This window comes from Pseudoalteromonas sp. M8 (assembly GCF_018141365.1).
Taxonomy (GTDB): domain Bacteria; phylum Pseudomonadota; class Gammaproteobacteria; order Enterobacterales; family Alteromonadaceae; genus Pseudoalteromonas.
Genome location: NZ_CP047240.1, coordinates 2,276,258 through 2,296,842, shown reverse-complemented (window position 1 = coordinate 2,296,842; position 20,585 = coordinate 2,276,258). Strand labels below are relative to the sequence as shown.

12 protein-coding genes are annotated in these 20,585 nt (G+C 44.1%); 10 read left to right on the top strand and 2 right to left on the bottom strand.

All coding sequences use genetic code 11. From position 1 onward, the window contains the following. The first annotated feature begins 86 nt into the window (after positions 1-86). The 6 genes from GSF13_RS14960 (at position 87) to GSF13_RS14935 (ending at position 12,889) form a co-directional block, all read left to right on the top strand. Entirely contained in the window at positions 87-2,801 is a 2,715-nt protein-coding gene (locus tag GSF13_RS14960) for a DUF5666 domain-containing protein (protein ID WP_211866095.1), read from the top strand. Between the two features lie 319 nt (positions 2,802-3,120). Beyond that, positions 3,121-5,160: a bifunctional 2',3'-cyclic-nucleotide 2'-phosphodiesterase/3'-nucleotidase gene (locus GSF13_RS14955; protein WP_102056837.1), complete on the top strand. Its 2,040-nt coding sequence runs from the start codon at positions 3,121-3,123 to the stop codon at positions 5,158-5,160. Between the two features lie 70 nt (positions 5,161-5,230). Then, entirely contained in the window at positions 5,231-7,405 is a 2,175-nt protein-coding gene (locus tag GSF13_RS14950) for a DUF6359 domain-containing protein (protein WP_211866093.1), read from the top strand. A gap of 275 nt (positions 7,406-7,680) precedes the next feature. After that, positions 7,681-8,721 carry an efflux RND transporter periplasmic adaptor subunit gene (locus GSF13_RS14945; RefSeq protein WP_211866091.1) on the top strand — a complete coding sequence of 347 codons (1,041 nt, stop codon included), beginning with the start codon at positions 7,681-7,683 and terminating at the stop codon, positions 8,719-8,721. A gap of 9 nt (positions 8,722-8,730) precedes the next feature. After that, positions 8,731-11,847 carry an efflux RND transporter permease subunit gene (locus GSF13_RS14940; protein ID WP_211866089.1) on the top strand — a complete coding sequence of 1,039 codons (3,117 nt, stop codon included), beginning with the start codon at positions 8,731-8,733 and terminating at the stop codon, positions 11,845-11,847. 160 nt (positions 11,848-12,007) lie between these two features. Then, positions 12,008-12,889, top strand: a complete 882-nt coding sequence (locus GSF13_RS14935; protein WP_102056833.1) for a patatin family protein — start codon at positions 12,008-12,010, stop codon at positions 12,887-12,889. Between the two features lie 288 nt (positions 12,890-13,177). Here GSF13_RS14935 and GSF13_RS14930 read toward each other — a convergent pair whose 3' ends face one another. Both GSF13_RS14930 and GSF13_RS14925 read right to left on the bottom strand, forming a co-directional pair. Then, positions 13,178-14,008 carry a S1-like domain-containing RNA-binding protein gene (locus GSF13_RS14930; RefSeq protein ID WP_010379092.1) on the bottom strand — a complete coding sequence of 277 codons (831 nt, stop codon included), beginning with the start codon at positions 14,006-14,008 and terminating at the stop codon, positions 13,178-13,180. Positions 14,009-14,010: 2 nt separating this feature from the next. Continuing rightward, positions 14,011-15,342: a DEAD/DEAH box helicase gene (locus GSF13_RS14925; RefSeq protein ID WP_211866088.1), complete on the bottom strand. Its 1,332-nt coding sequence runs from the start codon at positions 15,340-15,342 to the stop codon at positions 14,011-14,013. A gap of 208 nt (positions 15,343-15,550) precedes the next feature. Between GSF13_RS14925 and GSF13_RS14920 the strand changes: the two genes are divergently transcribed. From GSF13_RS14920 to GSF13_RS14905, 4 genes are all read left to right on the top strand, one after another. Further along, a complete protein-coding gene (locus GSF13_RS14920; RefSeq protein ID WP_017217357.1) occupies positions 15,551-16,534 on the top strand; it encodes a rhodanese-related sulfurtransferase in 984 nt (327 codons plus the stop codon). A 302-nt stretch (positions 16,535-16,836) separates the two neighbouring features. Then, the gene (locus GSF13_RS14915; protein WP_211869027.1) at positions 16,837-18,219 is read left to right on the top strand and encodes an NAD-dependent succinate-semialdehyde dehydrogenase; all 1,383 of its coding nucleotides are present in this window, start codon (positions 16,837-16,839) and stop codon (positions 18,217-18,219) included. A gap of 101 nt (positions 18,220-18,320) precedes the next feature. Next, positions 18,321-19,331 carry an L-threonylcarbamoyladenylate synthase gene (locus GSF13_RS14910; RefSeq protein WP_211866086.1) on the top strand — a complete coding sequence of 337 codons (1,011 nt, stop codon included), beginning with the start codon at positions 18,321-18,323 and terminating at the stop codon, positions 19,329-19,331. 198 nt (positions 19,332-19,529) lie between these two features. After that, the gene (locus GSF13_RS14905) at positions 19,530-20,567 is read left to right on the top strand and encodes an efflux RND transporter periplasmic adaptor subunit (protein WP_211866076.1); all 1,038 of its coding nucleotides are present in this window, start codon (positions 19,530-19,532) and stop codon (positions 20,565-20,567) included. Positions 20,568-20,585 lie beyond the last annotated feature (18 nt).

Here is a 20,585-nt window from a genome sequence, read left to right as displayed (position 1 = left end):
CATTTTCGGCCGTCTAGAGTGCATGTTAAGTTTTTGTGGCTAGCCGCTGCATGTACTAAATGAGCCAAAATTTAGGAGATTATATAATGGATAAAAAATGGTTGTTACCATCGTTATTGGCATCGAGTAGCCTTTTGGTTGCTTGTGGGGGCGGAAGTGGAAGTGATACCGATCCGCAACCTGGTGATAACACAGGAACTAAAGGTTCAATAAAAGTCATTGTACAAGGCTTACCAGCTGGTGCAGATGCGGGCTTAACGCTAACAGGCCCTTCTAGCTATAGCGAAGACATTACAAGCACGACTACTCTAAATGCCTTAGCAAACGGGGAGTATAAATTAACGGCTACTTCTCGTTCTGTGGATCAAGCACTCTATCAGCCAAATGAAAACTCGGTTACTGTCGATTTGAGTGGTAATGAAGAAGAAACAATCACCATTACCTACCGTACATCAGTAAGTGCACAGGGAACTGTAACTGGGTTTGGCAGTGTATACGTAAACGGTGTGCGTTATGAGACGACGCCAGATCAACAAGCAAATCTTAAAGTGGGCATGCTGATAAATCTGCAAGGTAAGCAAGGCGCAGATGGCAATTTTGCAGTAGCTGACTCTATTATCTATGACGCAACTGCTAAAGGTGTGGTGACGGCAGTCGACTACGCCAAACAAACAATCACTGTGTTGGGTCAAGAATTTAGTGTTGATAAACGTACGAAATTAGAGGTAGCTTTCACAGAAATAACGACAGGTGATTTCGTAGAGATCAGTGCGTTGCATCAAGGGCAGGGTCAGTATGTTGCTACCCGCATTGATGTGGAAGAGCAAAATGGCGAATTTGAAATTGAAGGTAAGGTTGCTGAGCTAGATCTTGATGCGAAAACATTCAAATTAGGTATGTTGACTATAGACTATAGCCAAGCAACAGAAGTTGAAGGGACGCTTGAAAACAATGCAATAGTGGAGGTGGAAGCATCAAGTTTACCTATTGACGGTGTATTACTTCCAGACAGTGTAGAGGTTGATAGCAACGAGCCAGTATCAACAGGTGCGGTCGCCAAATTTGAAGGTATTGTAACTCAAGTCAGTGACGACACCTTCGCAATCGGCGGGCACAGCTTCACATTAAATGACGACACTGATTTCAAAAAAGGGGATGATGATGACCTGCAAATCGGTATGCGCGTATTTGTGCTTGCAGTTGCAACCGAAGAAGGTTTAATCGCAAAAAAAGTACGCTTTGATAAGCACTCTGAAATCGAATTAACTGGCGTAGTAGAAGATATTGACCTTGAAGCACAGACACTAACAGTATTTGGTAGCACCTATTTTGTGGATAGCTATACCCAGTTTGAAGATGACTCGGATGCAGAAGACATCGAACTTAAACTTGAGAAGCTTAGTGTAGGTGATGTCGTAGAAATTGAGGCATTTGGTTTTGAAGGTGCCTACGTTGTGAGAGATTTAGAGCGTATCTCTGCAAGCGATTTTGACGATCAACAAGAACATGAGGTTGAGGGAAAAATCACGGCTGTTAATGCTGGCGAGCAAACAATCACAGTAGGCAAACTTGTCTTTGCCATCAATGGTGCGACAGAGCTGGAACTTGAAGATGATGTAAACCTCACGACATTTTTTGAACAAGTGGCAGCAGGTGATATCGCGGAAGTTGATTATGTGATCCAAGGAGACTCATTGATCGCAACTAAAGTTGAAGTTGATGACAAAGACGATGACTTCGATGACCGTAGATTTGAGCTAGAAGGTAAAGTGGTTAGTTTTAATCCGGTCGACGCAACTTTTAGTGTTGATGGTAAGACAGTATTTTTTGATGGAAATACTGAGTTTAAAAACGGCTTATTTGTGATTGGCGATGAAGTTGAAGTTACCGCTATTCAGCGTGCTGATGGTTCAATCTTGGCACTTAAAATTGAAATCGAGTCTGATGATGGTATTGAACTTGAAGTCGAAGGCAAAATCACAAACTTTGTCTCAGCGTCTGAGTTCATGGTGAATGGTGTCTCTATTGCAACTGATGGCAACACGGAATTTAAAGATGGCAGTAGCAGTAACCTAGGAAACGGTGTAACGGTTGAAGTAGAAGGCGTGTTAACTGACGACAATGTATTGTTGGCTAAAAAGGTCGAGTTTGAGGAAGATGACGTTGATGAAGTCGAAATTGCGGGCTTAATTGAGGACCTAGTCAAAAACTCTGCGTTTGATTACGAGTTCAACCTTGGTGCGCAGCGCGTTCAAATTACGGCAGATACAAAGCTTAAGAATGGTAATTTTGAAAAGTTTTCAAATGGCTTGGCAGTTGAGGTTGAAGGTTACACAACCGACGGTGTCACTGTTATTGCTAAAGAGCTCAAATTTGAAGCCGTAAAATATGTGGAGGTTGAAGGTCCAATCACACAAGTTGAGACAGATGAGGCGTTTTACGTCCTTGGCCAAAAAGTCAAAGTATCTGAGCAAACTCAGTTTAAAGGTGGCAGTCAATCTGATATTGCAACAGGCAAAAACGTTGAAGTTGAAGGCTATTTAGTAACTAAAAATGGTGAAACTTATATTCAAGCTGAAAAGGTAGAGTTCGAAGACTACGCCTATTTTGAGCTCGAAGGTAAAGTTGCAAACTTGTCTGGCGACCAATTTACATTATTTGGAATGACGGTTCATGTAACCAATGACACCGTATTCAAAGATGGCCAAAAAAGTGACCTTAGTAATGATGTTAAGGTTGAAGTTACCGCTCAAATGGTCGAAGGCACGATCATCGCGCTAGAAGTCGATTTTGAAGATTAACTATTGGTAAATGTAAAAGTCACAATTAAAGCCTCCAATGTGGAGGCTTTTTTGTGTATATTTCACTTTAAAATTAATTCACTCCTCCTGACTTAGTAACGTCATATTTATCCCACTGAACTGCCATAAAAGCTTAGCTTTCTTGACTTTTTTCCCTCGTATAGTGACACCCGCCACGCAAAACGCAACGGTTTATACTGACTCGCTGTGCTTCTAGGTTCAGCTTCTATGAAGTGGAGTAAGAAGAGACGTGACTTGGTATTGCTGAAATAACTAAACGCATGCGCACGGGTATGCAAACAAAGTAAAGAAAGGACTTATGAAAACAAAACTACTTCCAATCGCACTATTGTGCGGTGCCACAAGCATTATTACTGGTTGCTCAGATTCAGATAACAATGTTGATATAAACGTGCCGAAAGGACCTGATATTCCAAAAGAGGGCACTGCGGTGTCTTTGCGTTTACTAGAAACCACAGATTTGCATGCAAATGTATTGAACTACAACTACTTTTCAGACAAGCAAGACGACAAAGTGGGTCTAGTGAAAACCGCGGCGTTAATCCATCAAGCGAGAAGCCAAGTTAAAAATTCCATGCTAGTAGATAACGGCGACTTGATCCAAGGTAGTCCGCTTGGCGACTATATGGCGAAAATCAAAAACCTCAAAGAGGGAGAAGTTCACCCGGTTTATAAGGCCATGAACACACTAGAGTACGATGTCGCAAATATTGGTAATCATGAGTTTAACTTTGGCTTGGCGTTTTTAGACGAAGCAATCGACGATGCGAATTTTCCCTACATCAGTGCAAACGTATTTAAGGTTGATGGCGACGAAGATGAAACAAATGATGTGCCGTTATTTAAGCCTTACCTAATTCAAGAAAAGCAATTCTTTGACGAGAATGACAAACTTCAGGTGATTAAAGTTGGCTTTATCGGGTTTGTTCCACCACAAATCATGCAATGGGATAAGGCCAATCTTGAAGGCAAAGTGATAGCCAAAGACATCGTAAAAATGGCAAAACACTACGTGCCTAAAATGAAAGCTGAAGGCGCGGATATTGTCGTTGCTATTCCGCACTCAGGTCTTGATGTATCTGCCGATAAGCCAATGGCTGAAAACGCATCTTATGCCTTATCTAAGGTGGATGATATAGACGCCATTATGTTTGGTCATGCGCATGCAAACTTCCCAGGTTCGGGCTATGCAGACTTAGCGGCACATGGTGTTGATAACGATAAAGGCACAATCAATGGCGTTGCGGCTGTAATGCCTGGTTTTTGGGGAAATCACCTTGGTGTAATTGACTTAGATATCCAGTTTAAGTCAGGTAAATGGACGGTGGTTGACTCACAGTCAACGCTTAAACCAATCTATGAAACGGATGAAAATCGAAACACGATATCATTGGTTGAAAGCGATGCAGCAATTGAAGCGGTAGTGCATAGTGAGCATGCTGAAACGCGCGCATGGGTGAATGAGCCTTTTGCTAAAATCACCAACACTGTGAACAGCTATTTTGCGTTAGTGAATGACGACCCCTCAATCCAAATCGTGACTGACGCACAAGCATGGTATACAGCAAAAATAGTGCAAGGTACTGAGCTTGATGGATTACCTATTCTGTCTGCGGGTGCACCCTTTAGAGCTGGGCGTGGCGGGCCAGATGACTTTACCGCAATTCCTGCAGGTGATATCGCCTATCGTAACGTTGCAGATATGTACATTTATCCTAACGTACTTAAGGTGTTGAAGCTCAAGGGCAGCGAAGTGCGCGAATGGCTTGAAATGTCTGCAGGCCAGTTCAATCAAATCACACCGAATACTGAAGGCGTTCAAGCGCTGATCAATCCAGACTTTCCTTCATATAACTATGATGTGCTAGATGGTGTGACGTATCAAATTGATGTCACTGAGCCTGCACGCTACGCGGCAAACGGTGAAAAGGTGTCAAACGGTAACCGCATTAAGGCATTGAAGTATCAAGGTGAGTTGGTGAAGGACGACCAAGTATTCTTGGTTGCAACGAATAACTATCGTGCATCTGGTGGCGGTAATTTCCCAAATATTAAGGGAGATAAAATCGTTGTCGACTCGCCAAATGAGAACCGTCAGGTCGTTGCTGACTATATTACTTTTGTTAGCGACCAAAATGGTGCCGCAGGACTTGATCCATCGGCAGATATGAACTGGTCATTTGCACCTGTAGTTGGCGCTAATATTGAGTTTTTTAGTTCAACTAGTGCGGATGCTGAAACCTACAGTCAGCAATTTAATCATATTCTACCTACTGGCAAAACCGACGAACGAGGTTTTGCACTTTATCAGCTGGATTTAACACAACCGCTGAACTAATACACTACGCCGCCATATTTTGGCGGCTTTTTTATCGCTTCTTTTTATAATTTTCAACGGGATTTGACGAATGAAACAAGTAAACTTCAAGCTTAGCAGCGTAGTTTTGGCTGCGGCTATATCCACATCTGTGTTTGCGGCACAGCCGTATGACTGGAATAACCATATTCCAGTTAAAACACCAACCACAAACAGCAATGGTAAGACAGTATTATTTGATGTGTCACACGGTGGCGTGGAGGGAAATGCCGATTGGGTTATTGACGGTGCGTTTTCAGACTTTGCGGATGCATTGGTTAATGAAGGATATACCGTAAAAGAATATCGCGGTGTTGATTTAAACAATGACGGCAAGATTAGATTCTTTGACGACCGTACCTCTCAAAGCAATCAAAATGAAGCGGTTATCAGCTACGATGCGATTAAAGATGCAGATGTCTTTGTATTGGCAGAAACTAACCGTCCTTTCACTCAATCAGAGCAAGCAGCGTTATTGCAGTTTGTAGCGGATGGAAAAGGGATATTTTTTATTGCGGATCATTATGACGCGGATCGTAATCTAAATACGTGGGATGCCACTGAAGTCTTTAACGGCTACAACCGCTCAGATCTGGCCAAGTATAATCTAGGTGGTGAGTACGGTGACTGGCGTAATCCAAAATCAGCAGACATGGGATGGCTTGCAGAAAATTTTGGGATCCGCTTTCGCTTTAATGCCGCTGACTACAAGCAAGGCGTAAGTGGTATTGAGTCTGCGAGCAAAACAGAAGGGATCACACTCGGAGTTACTCCTGTATTGATGGCCGCAGGCGCGACGCTTGCGATTGTAGATGAACAAAAAGCGAAGGGCTTGGTTTATTTTTCACCTTCAGATACACCAGCTAAGTGGCGTCATGCTAAAGATGATGGACTTTACTTTGGTGGTAGAAATGAAGGCCCGTATGTTGCTATCTCAAAAGCCGGATTAGGTAAAGCCGCGTTTATTGGTGATTCTTCCCCAATTGAAGACGCTACACCTAAATACAAGCGTCAGGATAATGGTAATAGTAAAAAGACTTACCCCGGCTGGACGGACAGAGGTAATGCAGCTGTACTTTCGGTCAACATCATCAATTGGCTAGCAACGCCTGAGTCGTATCAGTACTTTGATGGTACTAACGGTCATGCAAGCGGCGAAGTAACACCTGTGCCAATGGCGCCGCAAGAAATGTCTGATCCAAACAATGGTCAGCCATGGGGGACGCCTGCATCGGGTTTTGATGCATGGAATACAGATAGCTATAAAAATAACTCTTTCAATGCGCCTTATGGTTCAGGGCAAACCAATCCAGATCCTAATCCTAATCCCGATCCAAAGCCAACTCCTGATGGCACGATTTCTGTAGCACAGGCACTTGCTGCTTCAGCTGGGTCTAAATTTGCAGTGTTAGGTAAAGTGACAGCCGAAGTAAACGGTATCTATGGCCTATTACTCACAGATACTGCCAACGCATCGCTAAGTATCAACGTAAAGCTTGAATCTGCTCAGCGCAGTGACTTTAACCCGCAACTCAATCCAGAGATCCTTGGTCAATCAGTTATAGTGACTGGTACTCGAGACAGCTATATGGGTGAGGCTGGTATTCGTTATGTAAGCGATATTCAGATTGCACCAGTGGCATTGTCGGTTGAGCAGGCGCTTGCAACCGCCGAGGGCAATGAAATTGAGCTTGTTGGGCGTGTTAAATCTGCACTTAATGATATCTATGCTTTAGTACTTGAGGACAGCCAAAATCCTACTCATACGATAAATGTTAAACTTGAAAGTCACCAGCGTGCTGCATTTAGTCCGCAGCTTAATCCATCCATTCTTGATTCTACTTTAGTTATCAAAGGTGTTCGCTCATCGTATATGAGTGCACCGGGGATACGAGAAGTCAGTGAAATACAAACCGTTGGTACAACGACAGAGCCATCTAGTGATATGAGTGTTGCTGACGTATTAGCGCTAAATAATGGCTCAGCAGTGGTAGTCAGTGGCAAAATCACAGCTGCTGTAAACGATATCTATGCGCTTGAATTAAGCGACGCAACTGTCGTTGGCAACAAGCTATATATTAAGTTGGAAGCAGCTCAGCGTGATGCATTTAGTCCCAAGCTTAACCCGAGTTTGATTGGTAAATCACTGAGAGTTGAAGGAATTAAAAATGATTATATGAGTCATCCTGGTGTTCGTAATGTCACTTCACTTGTATTGTTAAATTAAATCACTGCAATTAACCCCTTAAAGTAGGCATAGCAACATTTATGTCTACTTTATTCCAAGCGTCATTTCTGTATGTTCTTTGTTCATTCATTATTTCACAAACTACACTTTTGAGGTCATTCATCCTGTTTAGATAGTAATGATTTTTATTTGTGTTAGTGTGTCGCGTTATAGTGATATAAACTCGCCAGCTGCAATGCTCAGTCGAGATCAGTAGGTACTTTTGCCAAGTGCTTACGAAAAGGAATAGTGCTTTTAACTTTGGATCAAACTACATGAAATGCGTTTGCTTAATATTCTCTCTTTTATCCTTTAACCTTTATGCTGCAGCGGTCAACGTTGTGGTCACTGATGTAAAGCAACAACAGCTTGAACGAACACTGTCTTTAACTGGCTCGATTAGTGCCGCACAACATGCACAAGTGTCAAGTTTAACCGATGGTGTAATCACTAAGATCTCAGCTGAAGCCGGCGACATTGTTGAAGCAAATGCTGTACTGCTGAGTCTCGATGCAGCTTTAGTAAAAGCTGAGCTGAAAAGTGTAGAAGCTGCACTTGAGCGTGCCAAGGTCGATCGCAACAATGCGATAAGGTTGGTAAAAGAAGCACAGTCTCTGTTTGCGCAAAAATTATTTGCGCAAACAGAGCTTGCTGACAGACAGGCAAAGTTACAAGCATCAGAAGCCTCTCTTTTAGAAGCACAAGCTAAGATAGCTTATCAGCGAGAGCTCGTTAACCGCCATCAATTAAAAGCGCCTTTTACGGGGATAATAGCGAGGCGCACGGTTAATTTAGGTGAGTGGGTGACGCGCGGACAAACGGTGTTTGAGCTAGTAAGTAGCGATATTCTGTGGCTCGATTTGCAAGTACCACAAGAGTACTTTCAGCTTATTAACCTTGGCCGCGTCGTTAATTTTAGTGTTGCAAGCGCGCCAAGCGTGCAGCATCAAGCTCATGTATTGGCAAAACTTCCTGTCGTTGACAAAACCAGTCGCTCGTTTCTATTAAGATTGGCAATCCCAACAGATGCGCAGTTGCGTGTCGGCGCATCGGCTACGGCAAAACTGCCGCTAATTCGAGCACAAGACCACAGCGTGATTATTCCTAGCGATGCGATTTTGCGTCATCCCGACGGTGGGTTCAGTGTCTTTGTGGCCGTTGACGGTCAAGCAAAGCGGTTAAACGTTCAAATTGGTGAGCGAATTAATGGTCATATTGAAGTTCTATCTGGCTTAGAGATAGGGCAACAAGTGGTGGTTGAAGGCAATGAGTTATTGCAAGAAGGCCAAGCATTAAACATTGTACCGGGTTTATAGGAGCGGGTGATGTTAAGAGCCAGTGTAAATCACGCCATTTTAGTTGCAGTCACGGTATTGATCTGTTCGATATTGGGTATTGTTGCAGCGTTTAAAATTCCGGTGCAAATGATCCCAGATCTTGAAGTAAGAACCATCACTGTGGTGACCAATTGGCCCGGTGCCACGCCACAGGATGTTGAAAAAGAAATACTTATAGAGCAAGAAAGGTATCTTCGCTCACTTGCGAATCTAACTCGCATGTCCAGTTATGCAAATACCGGTGAGGCAGAGATAGAGCTTGAGTTTCCATTTGGTGTCGACGTCAACGAAGCGCTCATAAACGTGAGTAATGCGTTATCTCAAGTACCAAATTATCCTGAAAACGTTGACCAGCCGGTGTTATACAGCAGCGCGTTTTCGAGCAATGCCTTTATGTTTTTTAATCTAAAGCCACAACCGGGAAATCCACTCAATCTTGATATCGATATGCTTCGTGATTATGCCGAAGACTTTATTCGCCCAGAAATGGAAAGAGTCAGTGGAGTATCTCAGGTTGGTGTGCGTGGTGGTGCACTCTATCAAGTACAAATTTTGGTAGATCAAGAACAATTGGCGAGCCGTGGAATTAGCTTAGTTGACGTTAGAAATGCAATACGCAGCCGTAACCAAGATGCCTCTGCCGGCGATATAGACAGTGGTAAACGCCGTTATTTGCTGCGTATGGTCGGCCGCTTTGAGTCAGCTAAAGCGCTAGAAGAGCTGGTAGTCAGTCACCGTGCGGGCACCACAATTAAGCTCAAAGACATCGCTCAGGTAAAGCTTGATCATTATGAAGTGCGCGATATTGCCTATAACAATGGCGAGCGAACCTTAATGCTCTCGGTGAGACGGGAAAGTGGTTCTAACGTGATGGCGATTAAAGAAGAAATGATGGAGGTAGTGGCTCGCATCAACCGTGACATGCTTGCAAGTAATGGACTACAACTGACGCTATTGAGCGATGATGTTCGTTACGTTAAAGGATCTGTTGAAAATGTTTGGACGAATTTAGCGCTAGGTGCGGTGCTTGCGACTCTGGTGATGTTTTGGTTTTTAAAGAGCCCACGCTCGACCTTTATTGGTGTGATGGGCGTTCCAATTTGTACCATCGCGGCATTTTTGGGCCTGTTGCTATTTGACAGAACGATCAACGTGATTTCCCTCGCCGGCGTTGCATTCGCCATTGGCATGACGGTTGATAACACCATTGTTGTACTTGAAAACATAGAGCAAGCCAGACGCCGAGGTCTCGACAAACTTCAAGCAGCCATTACCGGTGTTCAAGAGGTATGGCCTGCGGTGCTTGCTTCAACCCTGACCACAGTGTTGGTATTCGCACCTATTTTATTTATTCAGCAAGAAGCCGGACAGCTTTATTCCGATGTAGCAATAGCTATTTCTGCCGCAATCATCGCTTCTATGTTGGTCGCCTTGTTTGTGGTGCCTGCTGCTAATGCAAATTTTGCCTGTAAGGAAATCTCCAGTGGCATGTTGTCTACGCCTAAACTACCAACGTTTATTCCGGCGATGTTATCAAGTCCACGTGCTCGCATAGTGTGTATTGTATTCGGTAGTGTGTTGTTACTCGGTGGGGCGTGGTTATTTATGCCTAAAGCCGAATATTTGCCAGAGGGAGAGGAGCCAAAAGCGTTCTCTATGATGATAGCGCCTCCGGGCTATAACCTCAGCCATATGCAAAAAATTGCTGATGAACTACTTCCTTATTTAAATAAGCATTTGGAAAACGATGACAGCGATTTTGTATCAGGTAAAACGTCGTTGCCACCTTTAAAATATTATTCGATGTCCGTTGGTGTTGGTAGCATTTGGCTATTGAGTGAACCATACAACCGTGAATACATCGATGAAATGATGGAGGCAATCACGACCAAGTTTAGAAGCTACCCAGGAATGCGTGCATTTTCTTCACGAGGCTCGATTATCTCAAGTAATGATGGCGGTTCAAGAGCGGTCGCTTTAGATATTAGCGGTACAGATCAAACGGCGCTCTACCGGGCGGCAGATGCAGTGTACCGGTTAGCGGGGGAGGTCTTTGATAATCCACAAGTGGATTCTGCACCATCTTCTCTGACACTCGACCAACCGTTAATAGAGATTCAACCAAGATGGCAACGGCTGGCTGAAGTGGGTATGAGTGCTGACGAACTCGGCTATACGGTCGCAGCCCTGAGTGACGGCGCTTATGTTGATGAGTTGATTTTAGACGATGACAAAGTCGACGTCTTTTTATTTTCTGAGTCGGGTAATCAGCAAAGTCTTTCGCAATTAGCGCAATCTCCAGTTGTAACCAAAGCTGGACTGATCCCGTTGAGCGCTTTGGCCGATCTACGAGAAAAAGCAGACAGTGATAGTTTGCGCCGAGTTGATGGTCGTAGAACCGTGACTGTATATATTATTCCTCCAAGAAATGTTGCCCTAGAGGAAGCGCAGGAATTAGTAAGAACGGAATTACTACCGCAGCTTCAGATGCAGGGCGATCTGCTTCCTAGTGTCAATGTGAGTATAGGTGGTGCTGCCGATCAACTAGACAAAACCAAAGAAGCGCTGGGCAGTAATTTTATCGTTGCATTAGCGCTGTGTTACTTATTACTTGTCGCTATCTTCAAGCATTGGGGCTACCCGCTATTTATCATGGCAACAGTGCCGCTTGGCATGGCAGGGGGCTTACTTGGACTAATTACTATTAATGGCATTGGTAGCATAACAGGCACCTTCCACCAGCCTTTTGACATGATCACCATGCTTGGCTTTTTAATCTTGTTAGGGACTGTGGTTAATAACCCTATTTTGATTGTGGATCAAAGCCGCAGAAACCTTGAGAGTACCGCAATGAGTGTTTACGAGGCGGTGATCTCAGCACTACAAACGCGATTAAAACCGATTGTGATGTCAACGATGACAACCCTATGCGGTCTTGCGCCATTGGTGTTCATTCCAGGAGAAGGATCTGAACTTTATCGAGGCGTTGGCATGATAGTGCTTTGTGGTATTGCTATGGCAACTATCGTCACACTCACCATTTTACCCGCGCTATTAGTCAGCTTTTTAAAACGGCCGGTAGAGAGTTCTGTAAGCAAACTTTAACCGCATATTAATCACACTGTGGATATTATGAATGCCTTGCTTGAACAACGCTGTTCTGCAGGGCATTTTTATTGCTAAGTGGTATGAAAGCTTGAATTTCGGGTTTTTGCCCACAGTAAAATAAGATGCGTACAGGTTTATATAATAAAAAGAGCACAACATGACAACTAACATACGCTCTGCAATTATCGCTGAGGGTGGAGGTCAAAAAGGCATTTTTACAGCGGGCGTGCTTGATGCTTTTCTTGAGAAAAAATTTACGCCTTTTGATTTAAAAGTGGGTGTCTCAGCGGGTGCACAAAACCTCGCAGCCTATTGTGCTCGCGCAAGTCAATATGCGCAAACTGCTATCGAATCTCTGACGACGGAGCAGCAGTTTTTCCGTCCCGCGCGATTTTTTACCGGTGGTAATGTCATTGACTTGGATTGGTATTTTCAACAAGTAGAGCACAGCGGCAAAGTACGGTTTCCAACTGAGCCTAACCATCTCACGCCGGAAAGTAACTTTTATGCGGTTGCAAGTCACTTAGACTCGCTTGAGCCACATTATTTGCATACGTGGCACGATAACATGTTTACCCATTTAAAGGCTTCTAGTGCGATCCCTTTTTTATATCGTCCAGGCGTTAAAGTTGCGGGTCACGGAATGATGGATGGAGGCGTGGCCGATCCTTTACCCGTGCGCTGGGCACACAGTCAAGGGGCAAAGACGATTTGGGTGATCAGAACCATTGAGGCACATGACGATGGCAAAATGCCAGTGCTTGAGCGCTTAAAGCCAATCATGCGGCGCGTTAATCAATCTCCTCGAATGTTTGAAATGTATCATCACTATCAAAGTCGCTATGCCGATGCGGTGAACTTTATGAATTCACCACCAGAAGATGTTAACATCATTCAAATAGCGCCCAATAGACCACTGGAATCTATGATTTTAGGCTCAAGCCCTGAGACCTTAAAGTCTGATTATAAATTGGGGTTTGAGCTGGGATTAAAAGCGGTAGATAAATGGCGTGATATGCTTGAAGTCAGTGTAATGTAACAAGCAAGTCTCAGGTTGAGACTTGCTAAGTAACCTGAGCTGCGGATAATTAATGCCTTTCTAGCAGCCAGTTTTAGCGCTAACTGCGTTGAATTCACTTCCAATAGCCAGCTATTGGTGCGTAAATTCGCCTTGCCTACAGGATGTAGGTACCTTAGCGAGAGCAGGACGCGGAAGCGGTGTTTTCCCTAAAACTCTCTGGCTAGAAAAGGAAAAACTAAGTTGTTCTTTAGAAACAATGAGTTGGAACATTCCTTATCCAAACCTCAGGTTAAGTATTATGTGCGTTTAAGACTTGCGAATTGAAATAGAAGTCGCTTCGATATCAATTCGGCCATCTTTGAATAAACCACCGATGGCTTTTTTAAAGTTAGCTTTAGAGGTAGAGAAAGTACGCTTGATGGCGTCAGGATCTGATTTATCGCCTAGCGGTAAATAGCCGCCGCTTTCTTCGAGCTTGCTATAAATGATTTCCGCAAGGTCTTTAACCTTACCTATACCTGGCTTTTCTAACACGATATCAATCTTATCTTCGTCATGAACCGCTTTTACAAAGCCCTTCATGCGCTGACCGATATACATGCGCTTAAACACATCATTGAAAAAGACCAATCCAAAGTGTTTTTCATTGACGATCACTTTATAGCCAAGATCGGTTTTTGCCGCGACGATTAGGTCTACTTCTTCGAATTTTTCGTACTCGGCTTTTGATTTACTCAAAAATTTACCTAGCGCACTAGACGCACAAATACGCTTACTCGCGTTGTCTAGGTAAAGCCTAACCAAATAGCTATAGCCGTCGCGCATTTTCGGTTTTTGTTCATTGAAAGGCGCTAACACGTCTTTTTCAATGCCCAAATCCATAAAAGCACCAACCTTATTGATCTCTTTTACGCGAAGCAGAGCAAACTCACCGACTTGTGCAAGTGGCTTTTTGGTTGTTGCCGTTGCGTGTCCCAAGTTATCTAAATAGATAAATACTTCAACAGAGTCACCTTCTTCGGTGTGCTTTGGCACTTCTGCTCGAGGAAGAAACACATCGCCAAGCTCACCACCGTTTAAATAAGCCCCTTCCGCGGTAAGCTCTTCAATGGTTAACATTTTGATTTGACCTAACATGATTATTCCTCGTCAGTTTGTGGTTTTGGTTTGCGACGCATCGGCATAGTACCGTCAATATCAATTGGTGGCGGGACCACTTTTCTCGGTTGTGATTTTTTCACCGGCTTTTTCTTAGGTTTACTTGTTTGCTTTGGCGCAGACTCTGCAGAGCGATTTTTACTCTGCTGCGGTTTTTGCTTAAGTCCTTTGAATTTACCAACAAGACCGGGGACTTCTTCAAAACGTAGTGGCTCATCAAGATAGTTTTTGATTGCCACATAGCTATCCCAATCTTTGGGGCCAACAAATGAAATCGCAGTGCCTTTAAATCCGGCACGTCCTGTACGACCGATACGGTGGACATATTCTTCTGCCTGCTTAGGCAAGTCAAAATTCATAACATGGGTAACGGAGAGCAAATCGAGACCACGAGAGGCAACGTCTGTGGTAACCAGCACTTTATAAATCCCACGGCTGAAGCTTTCCATAATGTCTAACCGCTTATTTTGCGGCATATCGCCCGACAACGATACCGCTTTAATCGACATCTCATTTAACAGTTTGCTTAATCGGTCTGTGTCGCCACGAGTTGCGGTAAAGATAATGCACTGTCCTACGTCATCTTGTGTGATGAAGTGCTTAAGCAGCGCTTCTTTATGATCTAAATGATCGGCAAAGTAGAGTGCTTGCTTAATGTCTTCATGCTGCTGGTGGGCATTGCTTAACATAATGCGCTTTGGCGATTTAAGTAATTGACGTGATGATGCTTCAACTTGAGTATGGTCTAGTGTGGCTGAAAATAGCAGCGTTTGTCTTTGGCGGTGATCCGCAGAATCATTAATGACGTCCAACTGTTTTTCAAAGCCAAGGTCAAACATACGATCTGCTTCATCAAAAATAAGCAGTTCAAGACCGCCTAAAAATAATGAACGATTTTCAACGTGATCGGCAATACGACCAGGAGTACCCACCACAAAATGCGGGTCGCGGCGTAGCGCTTTTACCTGATCATTGTAGTTTTCACCACCCAAAATCTTACAGACTTGAATATTAGTGCCAGCACACAGTGCACGACACTCAGAGAATACTTGAGTCGCGAGTTCACGAGTTGGAGCTACGATAACAACGCGAGGATCGCGTTTACTCAGCGCTTTTTGTTTCATTACACGCTGTACGGCAGGCAGCAAGAAGGCTAGGGTTTTGCCAGAGCCTGTTTTAGACTGCGCAAAAACATCGTGGCCAGCTAGAGCCGTTGGGATGGCATGCGCTTGGATCTCGGTCGGTTCCGTGATCCCTTGGTGAGCCAATTGTTGTTCTAGGCGCGTATCTATCCCAAGTTCAGTGAATCTCAAGTCAATTTCTCCAAGTCTTGAATTTTAAAAACACGAGATTATACCAAAGCATAGACGCTATCGGATATAGAATTTGTGTTTTTTGCATTTTAATCAAAAATCCGTAAAATACGCGCCTCAGCGCCGGGTTTGCGACTCGGTTTTCGTGCTTTACACATCGTCATGCTTAATGTGTAAGCTAATCAAAGCTTAAATCTAGGAAAATACAATGTCAGAACAATACGTTGTTTGTGCTATGTACAAGTTTGTCTCTTTACCTAACTATCAAGAGATAAGACAGCCACTTCACGATGTGATGGAAGCGAATGAAGTTCGCGGTACGTTATTACTTGCCGAAGAAGGCATTAACGGTACCGTTGCCGGTAAACGTGAAGGCATTGATGCGCTACTTACATGGTTAGACAAACAACCGGGCCTTGATAACATCGTTTATAAAGAGTCGTTCGATGAAACTTGCCCTTTCTACCGCACTAAAGTAAAGCTTAAGAAAGAAATCGTGACCATGGGTGTACAAGGTATAGACCCTAAAGAAGTGGTTGGTACGTACGTAAAACCACAAGATTGGAACGCATTGATTTCAGATCCTGACGTTGTGCTAGTTGATACGCGTAACGACTATGAAATCGAGATCGGTACGTTTAAAAATGCCATCGATCCTAAAACCAAGACTTTCCGTGAGTTCCCTGAGTGGGCGCAAAATAACTTAAACCCAGAAAAACACAAAAAAGTGGCGATGTTCTGTACTGGCGGGATCCGCTGTGAAAAATCGACAGCGTATATGAAAGAGCAAGGCTTCGAAGAGGTTTATCACTTGGAAGGCGGCATTCTAAAATACTTAGAAGACGTGCCAAAAGAAGAAACCATGTGGGAAGGCGAGTGTTTTGTGTTTGATAACCGTGTTGCTGTCGATCATGATTTAAACAAAGGGTCTTATGATCAATGCCATGCTTGTCGTATGCCAATCACGGAAGCAGAGAAACAACTCGAAGAATATATGGAAGGGGTGTCTTGTCACCACTGCCACAAAGACTTAACAGAAGAGCAAGTTGCACGATTTGCTGAGCGCCAAAAGCAAATTGAACTGGCGAAGCTACGCGGCGAAGGTCATATCGGTCATGAAGCACAGGATGCTATTCGTAAGCGTAAGGAAGAAAAGCTAGCGCAAAAAGAAGCGCAACGTCAAAAGCGCTAAAGGTGCATTGTACTAAGAATACATAACAAGGGGACTGGATGGTCCCTTTTCTCAGCTAAACTTTCATTGCAAGCTATTTGCGCAAGCGCCATTCGCTCTGCAAACTTTTCATATTAGGTGTGTAGCCTTTTCTAATTCACGTATTCAAATTCTTTTAAATCTAATTCTGAAATTAAATTAATTCATAATAATCAATGGGATATTCATTATTCTCAGATTGGTGCCTTCCTTGCTTATTCAAAGGCTATCGCTGTAAATCTAAAAATTGATTTACGCCGTTAAATTTTTGAAGGAGCTTTATGATGTCAAATACGGTAACCACAATTAATCCTGCGACAGAGCAACCCGTTAACGAATACACTTTAATGAGCTTGGACGAGGCGCAAAAGTCGGTGGACTTAGCCAATGACTGTTATTCATTTTGGAAGAAAACCACATTTACGCAAAGAGCACAAAAGCTAAACAGGCTTGCTGACTTAATTGAGCAAAATAAATCCAAGTTAGTCTCACTAATGACCGAGGAAATGGGCAAAGTGACGGAGCAGGGTGAACAGGAAGTTTCCTTGTGTGCTGAAATTTGCCGATATACCGCTGAGCATGGCGAAAAAGAATTACAGGACGAGCATCGGGTATTTGAGCAGGGACATGCCATTATCACTTATCAACCAATAGGCGTGATCTTAGGAATACAACCTTGGAACTTTCCGCTTTATCAGGTTATCAGATACAGTGTTTCGAACGTGATGGCGGGTAATACCACGGTAATGAAACATGCCTCAAATGTATTTGGTATGGCTAAATTAATTGAAGAGCTGTATTTAGAAGCCGGTTTTCCAAAAGGTTGCTATCAATCACTGTTAATTGATGGTGAGACAGCAAGCGAGTTGATAAAGAATCCATATATTCGTGGTGTTACGTTTACCGGAAGCGATAAAGTAGGTAAACAAGTTGCCAAACAAGCTGCTGAGCTTTCTAAAAAAACCGTCCTAGAGCTTGGTAGTAACGATGCCTTTGTGGTGCTGGCAGATGCTGATATTAATAAAGCGGTGTCCGCGTGTATTCAAGGTCGTATTGTCAACAATGGTGAAACCTGCGTTGCCGCGAAGCGCTTTATTATCGTTGATGAAATTTATGACCAATTTAGAGAGGCTTTTGTGGCTGGGTTTAAGCAGCTTAAGGTGGGAGATCCAACCGCAGCAGACACCGACTTAGGTCCTATGGCGCGTAAAGATTTACGTGATGAATTACACCAACAAGTTGAAGCGTCCGTTAAGGCGGGAGCGACTTGTCCACTTGGTGGAGAAATTCCAAAGCAACAGGGGTTTTATTATCCTGTCACCATTTTGGAAGACGTCAAACCCGGTATGCCGGCTTATGATGATGAACTCTTTGGCCCTGTGGCCTCGCTAATTCGTGTGCATGATGAGGCTGAGGCAATGATGGTAGCCAATGATTCACGCTATGGTTTAGGTGGCGGCATTTTTTCTGAAGACACCCAACGTGCCACAGGACTTGCTATTAAGGAGTTTGACACTGGCATGGTGAATATTAATGGCTATTCGCTGGCACAACCAAATTTGCCGTTTGGTGGTGTTAAAGACAGTGGCTATGGTAGAGAGCATGGTGGTTTTGGGATAAAAGAGTTTGTTAACGTGAAAACCGTAATGGTCGCAAGCGCTGAATAACGCAAACCGATCCTAGTTTTTATGCTGGAGCCAGTAATACTGGCTCTTTGCATTTTAAATTGGTTATAATTCGCGTCCATTTTTTACACTGAGAAAGACACGTGGGCGAAGCAAGCTTAACAACCTTACATTTATTGGCAACCGATCCAAGCGCAGTGGCGCAAGCGGCTGAACTTGCACGTGATGGTCACCTTGTTGCGGTTCCAACAGAAACCGTTTACGGCTTAGCAGCAGATGCAAGGCAACCCGATGCGGTAAAAAAAATCTTTGCAGCAAAAGGACGCCCAGCTGATCACCCGCTAATCGTACACCTCGCTGACAAGTCTTTGGTCACTGAGTGGGTGGAAACATTGCCAGACTATTTTGATGCTTTAGCAGATGCTTTTTGGCCGGGACCACTGACGATCGTTGCCAAAAAGCAAGCACATGTGAGCGATGTAGTCACAGGCGGCCACCCAACCGTGGGTATACGTGTGCCAAATCATCCTGCAATGCTAGCATTATTGCAGCACATTAACTCCGGACTTGCTGCGCCCTCTGCCAATCCTTACAAAAAAATTAGTCCAACCACCGCCGAGCAAGTGTTGTTTGGATTGTCTGGCAAGATAGCGGCTGTGTTAGACGGCGGTTCATGTGAAGTAGGACTTGAGTCAACGATCCTCGATGTATCTTCAGACACACCGAGGATCTTGCGAGCAGGCCCTATTACTAAAGCTGCACTTGAAGCGGTGCTCAATATTGAAGTAGATGAGCCTGATGTGCACACTGTAGCCGTCCCTGGTAACGTAAAAGCCCATTATCAACCAAGCAAACCGCTTACCCTGTTGTCAACGGAAGAGTTAGTTGCTCGCCTAAACGGCCAGTGCGAAGCGAATACCGGTGTGTTGTATTATTCATCACAAATAGAACGAATGATCTCTGAGAATTCAGCAAACAACGAGCTGGTGGATCTCAAACTTGGTGCTGACAAAGCCAAGTATGCGCAGGGCCTTTATCACGGGTTACATCAATTGGACCAATCAAGTGCAACCGAGATTTTGTTGGAAGCACCACCAACGGCGCCCGAGTGGCGTGATGTTAACGATAGACTGATGCGCGCGGCCGCACAATAGTCATGATTTGGCGCGGTAGTCTATTGCGCCTCACTCTCCCTCAATCTTTACATAACTTTACCTTACTTTACATGGGCTTATCTTGCCTTTGAAACGCTGCAAGGCATACTGCATCTTATCGCACTTATCCTGTGTGTTATCGAATAGTTTATCTTGATGTGAGTGATTAACTGTTACACTCAAATATAGCTAAGAACAATGGAAATTATTAAGGTTAATATGTGTAAAGTAACGCGCTTGGTGGTTTTTACGGCCACTATGCTGATAACCAATACCGCTTTGGCGAAACCTTCGCAAGTGATTGCAGAGCCTATTCAATTTGAAAGTAGTAGCCAGCAAATTCAGGCAGTAGGTAATGCTGAAGCTATTCAATCGGTTATTTTGTATCCCGCAATTGGTGATAGGGTGACTGCGGTACATTTTAAACCGGGCGATCAGGTTAAAGCGGGTACTTTGCTATTGGAGCTAGACTCACGCCGCCAAAAAGCGGCGCTTGAAGAAGCTAAAATTCGTCTTGCAGATGCGCAGCGCACCGTCGACCGTCTAACCGATAGCCAAAAGCGCGGCGCCGTCCCAATTAATGAATTAGATAAAGCGGTAACGGACAGAGACTTAGCAAAGGTCGCCTTGATCCAAGCTAAGAATGAATTAGAAGACCGCCAAGTGATCGCCCCTTTTTCTGGCGTAATGGGACTCACCGACGTTGAGGTTGGAGATCGCATTACCACCCAAACCGCGATTGCGAGTATCGATAACTTTGATAAGTTGTATGTTCAATTTGCGGCACCGGAATCGGCGTATGGCATGCTTAAATCGACCGATAGCGTGCTGCTGACACCTTGGAATGATAATTCAACACGGATCGACGCAAAGATAGCGCAAATGGACTCTAGAATAGACCCAACAGCCCGCACACTAAAAATCAAAGCCATCTTTGAAAACCGCAATGACCGTTTTTTGCCTGGAATGAGCTTTAGAGTATCGCTAACGGTATTGGGTGAAGAGTTTGCCGTTATTCCTGAAGCCGCACTGCTTTGGGGCGCAACAGGTCCTTATGTATGGAAAGAAGTAGATGGCAAAGCTAAGCGTATTGATGTCAAAATCCAACAGCGGTTGCCGGGTAAATTGCTGGTATCAGGCGATTTGGCTGCAAGAGAGTTATTAGTTGTAGAAGGGGTGCAACGTCTTCGTCCTGGGCAAGAAATTGCGGTGACGAATGCACTGGCGAAGGAATAAATCGTGACTAAACCGGAG